Source organism: Chryseobacterium sp. sg2396 (assembly GCF_042610505.1).
Lineage (GTDB): Bacteria > Bacteroidota > Bacteroidia > Flavobacteriales > Weeksellaceae > Chryseobacterium.
Map to the genome: position 1 here is coordinate 1 of NZ_JBHGAQ010000043.1, position 4181 is coordinate 4181.

The following is a 4181-nucleotide window of genomic DNA, read 5'->3' on the forward strand; positions in this document are numbered from 1 at the left end:
TATTTTAATAAGACCCCTTTATCAGAATCATATTTCAAATATTCATACTTCATTTTGGAAGTATCCTGCTTAAAATAATCAAATATCCCTATATCAATTTTTTTGTTATTAAGAATTTCTGATTTATAAGTCACTATGATTGGTCTGTATACTTCTAATATCTGTCCTTTGATTGTTCCTACAAAACATAATATTAATATATGTATCAATATTCCCTTTTTAATTTTTTCCATTACTTTTTTTCTTTTCTTCTTCTCTTACTTGAACAAGTTGATTAACTATTTTCTCTGAATTAGATCCGGCTTCTCTTTTGGATATTAATTTAAAGTCTTCTGATCCATATATTTTATGATCCTTATCTGCATCTCCAGTTGTATTTTCTATACGAGAGTCCATTTCATGATATACAGCTTCTGCTAAATCATAATTATTATATCCAATTTTAATTTTATTACCGGTACCATCTTCAACTATTGCGCTATTTCTCGAATTACTACTCTTTTCTTTAAAAAAATTTTCATTTAAAGAAATTAAATGTACANTCCAATTTTAATTTTATTACCGGTACCATCTTCAACTATTGCGCTATTTCTCGAATTACTACTCTTTTCTTTAAAAAAATTTTCATTTAAAGAAATTAAATGTACATTTTTATTGCCTGATTGAGAAATGTCTAGATTGTTAAATTCTGATGAATTAGAATATCCTTTAGGAATTGATACTTTACCATCTTTCGCAAACCCTAAAGATTTGATATTAGTAAGTGTTTCTGCTACTGATGAACTAGCACCAAAGTTTTTAGAGTTAATATAAATGTCGTCAGTTTTACTTGTTCCATATTTATCCCAAATAGCTTTTCCCATTTCTGTTTTGTACAGTATGTCTTTTGAAGCTTTGAAAGAACCATTTGCCGTCAAAATAATAATATCTTTTGGACCAAGTCCATCAGGATCAATAAATTTCAGAGGATTATTGAAAGCGTAGTTATACGGACTGTGCCTTCTCATTTTCTCCGCCAGTGGATCTATAACTCCCCATCTTCCGATATCCGCCATATAGAATCTTGCGCCGTAATCATACATTCCAGATTCCGTCTGCAGTTCCTTGCCATTGTATTTGTATTGGTATGAAGAATTACCGGCTAATCCATTGTATCATTCATGTTTCATCCCAAAGGGATAATAATTATTTTCTTCAAGAACTTCTATGCTGCTCCCGTTGTTAAAATAACTCAATCTTACATTTCCCAAATGATCCGTATAGTTATAAATATACTTATTATTTTCAAAATTAAAGTAGCCCTCTGCTGTTGGAACAAATTTTAAAGCCAGAGCCATTGATCCTTTTTTTCCTGTTGCCGTGCTTTCATATTGGAAGCCATTCAACTCTTAATAATAGGCTTTGGAAAGCTTTGATATGCCAGCAAAATCAAGCTCGGTTTCCGTATAGGTGTAACCACCTAAGTGGTTGATTGTTTTTAGTAGCAATCTATATTTTCATTAAAATTAATAACACAAACCCCACCGCAATTGCGATGGGGTTTTATTTTATCTACAGGCACGAGCAAAACGCTCGTACCAACAAAGTACAACGTGTACTAAAAAATTATTGCTTATAATTATTAAAGGCAGTTTTTCTCCTTCAAAATATTTATAATTTCAGTATATTCTTTAGAAGATTTTAATTCATCTTCTTGCAATAAATCTTTTAAATAAACAGGAGTTTCGGTTTCATCAGGGTTATACCTTTTATATAAAATAACGTTGCAATCTGCTCCTTTCTGTAAAAGATATAAAACTATATTATAATTACTTGCCAATACAGCTGATCCGATCGCTACACCACCTTGTGTATTATCATTATAATTTATATTAGCCCCATTATTAACTAAAAGCTTAACAACATCTAAGTTTCCAGTGAAAGAAGCTCGCATCAAAGGTGTATTATTTGTTTTCTGTTCCTCCTTTCCTGAATTACATTCAACATAATTTACATTTGCTTTATATTTGATAAGCTCTGCAACATATTTAGTCCTATCTTCAAAACTTTCACACGCTTCAATTAGAGGAGTACTACAATGAAAAGAATCCGCAACATTAGGATTTGCCCCTAACCTTAATAACTCTTTAAACCCTGCATAATCGTCATTATAAATGCTCATATGCAGTAATGTATTTCCATATTTTGGATCCTGATAATTTATGATTTGTGGATTTTTCTCTATTTCTTCATCTATTTTGGTAATGTCATTATCCCAAACTGCTTTTGCCAGTTCCCAAGCAGGAGTGTCCTGAAATAATAGATAATCAGCTCCCAGCAATTTACTTTTATCAACTTTTTGATCTTGGATAATTTTACTACAAGAAATTACAATTAGGAGACCCAGTAACAATATGACACTTTTCACATTTTTATTATTAAGTTTTTATATCAATTTAAACTTTATAAAATCTAAAGTTTAATTCTGAGTAGATTTTAACAACTGTTCATGCATTTGGAATTACTCTACTATCATTTCACATAATACTTTCGTTATATAGATCAAGAATATCATAAACATCCTTTTTTCCTTAATAGTTCTTCTATAGCAGAATATTCTTTTGCAGAATGGTCGGCATCATCATTTATCCAGTCTTTAAAGTAAATATTTTTCAAATCTTCTGCTCCGCCCTTTTTATACAAAACCTTATTGCAATCTGCTCCTTGTTGTAAAAGATATAATATAACATTATATTTATCTGCTAACACGGCAGCAGACAAAGCATATTCTTCATTAGAATTAGTAAAATTTATTTTAGCTCCATTTTTTAAAAGTAATTTTACTAACTCTAAATTTCCACGTTCTGATGCGGCCATTAAAGCAGTGTCGTTTGTTTTTTGTTCTTCCTTTCCATTATTACATTCCATATAATTAATATCAGACTTGTACTTAATCAATTCTTCTGCATATTTAAGTTTATTATCGAAAGATTGAGCAATTTCAATTAATGGGGTTGTACAATGAGATGAATCAGCGATATCAGGATTTGCCCCTAACTTTAATAATTCTTTAAACGCTTCATAGTTATCATTGTATGAACTTAAATGCAATAAAGTTTTTCCATATTTTGGATCTTGATAATTTAGAATTTGTGGATTTTTATTTACTTCTTCATCTATTTTAGCAACATCATTATCCCAAACTGCTTTTGCCAATTCCCAAGCAGGAGTATCTTGAAATAATCGATAATCAGCTCCCAGCAATTTACTTTTATCAACTGCTTTGTCCCGATTAATCTTATTGCACGAAAATGTCAATAAAAGACTTAGTATTAAAACAATATTTATTAAATTCTTGTTATTAAGCATATGTATATTTTTTTTACTTTAAAAGTTTAAAAATCTGAAGGCCTTAGTTTGCCTGGCCGTAAAAAACCTTTTCCTGCATTAGGATTTATTTTGAATTCTCTTAATACAGTGTCCATAGAATGTCCTTCAAGACCCCAAAAGCTTTTAGGTGTTTGCGTCTGCGGAAGATAATGCCTGTTTCCGTTAACGCGGGGAAGAATAAAATTATTCTGAATTTTATTCAAAGGATCTGTTTTCATAATATAAGCATCGATTTTAGATTCTGATCGCGTCATCGTGCTTTTACCCCCATACATCCATTGGGTTTCGTCGGATAGTCCCGCGGCATTAAAAGTAATTGCCGGCCGATCTGTAACCAATGCCCCCATTGATGCCAATCCGCCTCTTAGAGAATGTCCTACAAAGGTCAGTTCTATGTTACCTAATTGTTTAGACAGTTCTTTTGAATTTTCTGCAGCTAACTTGTATTGAGGAGCATAAGGAACCATTGCCTGTACAACATCTTCTTTAATATCTCCTCCATCTCCAGGTTCTGTTCCAGCTGTAACATAAGAATATTCTGTAACTTTACCATTTACAACACGTTCATAAACCCGCGATTTAAAACCAGATGACTCATCATTTAGCTGAATCCTACTAAAATTTCTATTAGAAACTCGCCATCCGCCAATTAAGATATTGTCTTTTTTATCGCCATACACGTGAGCCGCCATCGCTGCAGCTTCTCTCGGCGTAGGCTTCATCGCCTCTCTTCCATCAGGGTCTATAAAGCCTGTAGGATTATTAAACGCATAGTTGTAAGGACTATGTTTTCTCATTTTCTCAGCCAACGG

General features: G+C 31.9%; 6 protein-coding genes and 1 pseudogene. All 7 read right to left on the bottom strand.

All coding sequences use genetic code 11. The features are described 5' to 3' along the window. Positions 1-233, bottom strand: a 233-nt coding sequence (locus tag ACED20_RS20970) for a hypothetical protein (RefSeq protein WP_378106678.1), incomplete at its 3' end; no start/stop codon positions are given. Further along, positions 220-396, bottom strand: coding sequence for a hypothetical protein (locus ACED20_RS20975; protein ID WP_378106680.1), 177 nt, complete (start codon positions 394-396; stop codon positions 220-222). The genes ACED20_RS20975 and ACED20_RS20970, both read right to left, overlap by 14 nt. 134 nt (positions 397-530) lie before the next feature. Then, positions 531-1118, bottom strand: a pseudogene (locus tag ACED20_RS20980) (RHS repeat domain-containing protein); the annotation flags it as partial. Between the two features lie 36 nt (positions 1119-1154). Continuing rightward, the gene (locus ACED20_RS20985) at positions 1155-1337 is read right to left on the bottom strand and encodes a hypothetical protein (protein ID WP_378106682.1); all 183 of its coding nucleotides are present in this window, start codon (positions 1335-1337) and stop codon (positions 1155-1157) included. Between the two features lie 284 nt (positions 1338-1621). Continuing rightward, entirely contained in the window at positions 1622-2407 is a 786-nt protein-coding gene (locus ACED20_RS20990) for an ankyrin repeat domain-containing protein (protein ID WP_345766239.1), read from the bottom strand. A 143-nt stretch (positions 2408-2550) separates the two neighbouring features. Then, positions 2551-3348 carry an ankyrin repeat domain-containing protein gene (locus tag ACED20_RS20995; protein WP_378106685.1) on the bottom strand — a complete coding sequence of 266 codons (798 nt, stop codon included), beginning with the start codon at positions 3346-3348 and terminating at the stop codon, positions 2551-2553. Positions 3349-3374: 26 nt separating this feature from the next. Continuing rightward, on the bottom strand, positions 3375-4181 hold an 807-nt coding region (locus ACED20_RS21000), incomplete at its 5' end, for a hypothetical protein (RefSeq protein WP_378106687.1).

Coding starts and splice junctions, on each gene's coding strand:
- ACED20_RS20975 (WP_378106680.1), bottom strand. CDS start 396: ATGGACTCTCGTATAGAAAATACAACTGGAGATGCAGATAAGGATCAT.
- ACED20_RS20985 (WP_378106682.1), bottom strand. CDS start 1,337: ATGGCTCTGGCTTTAAAATTTGTTCCAACAGCAGAGGGCTACTTTAAT.
- ACED20_RS20995 (WP_378106685.1), bottom strand. CDS start 3,348: ATGCTTAATAACAAGAATTTAATAAATATTGTTTTAATACTAAGTCTT.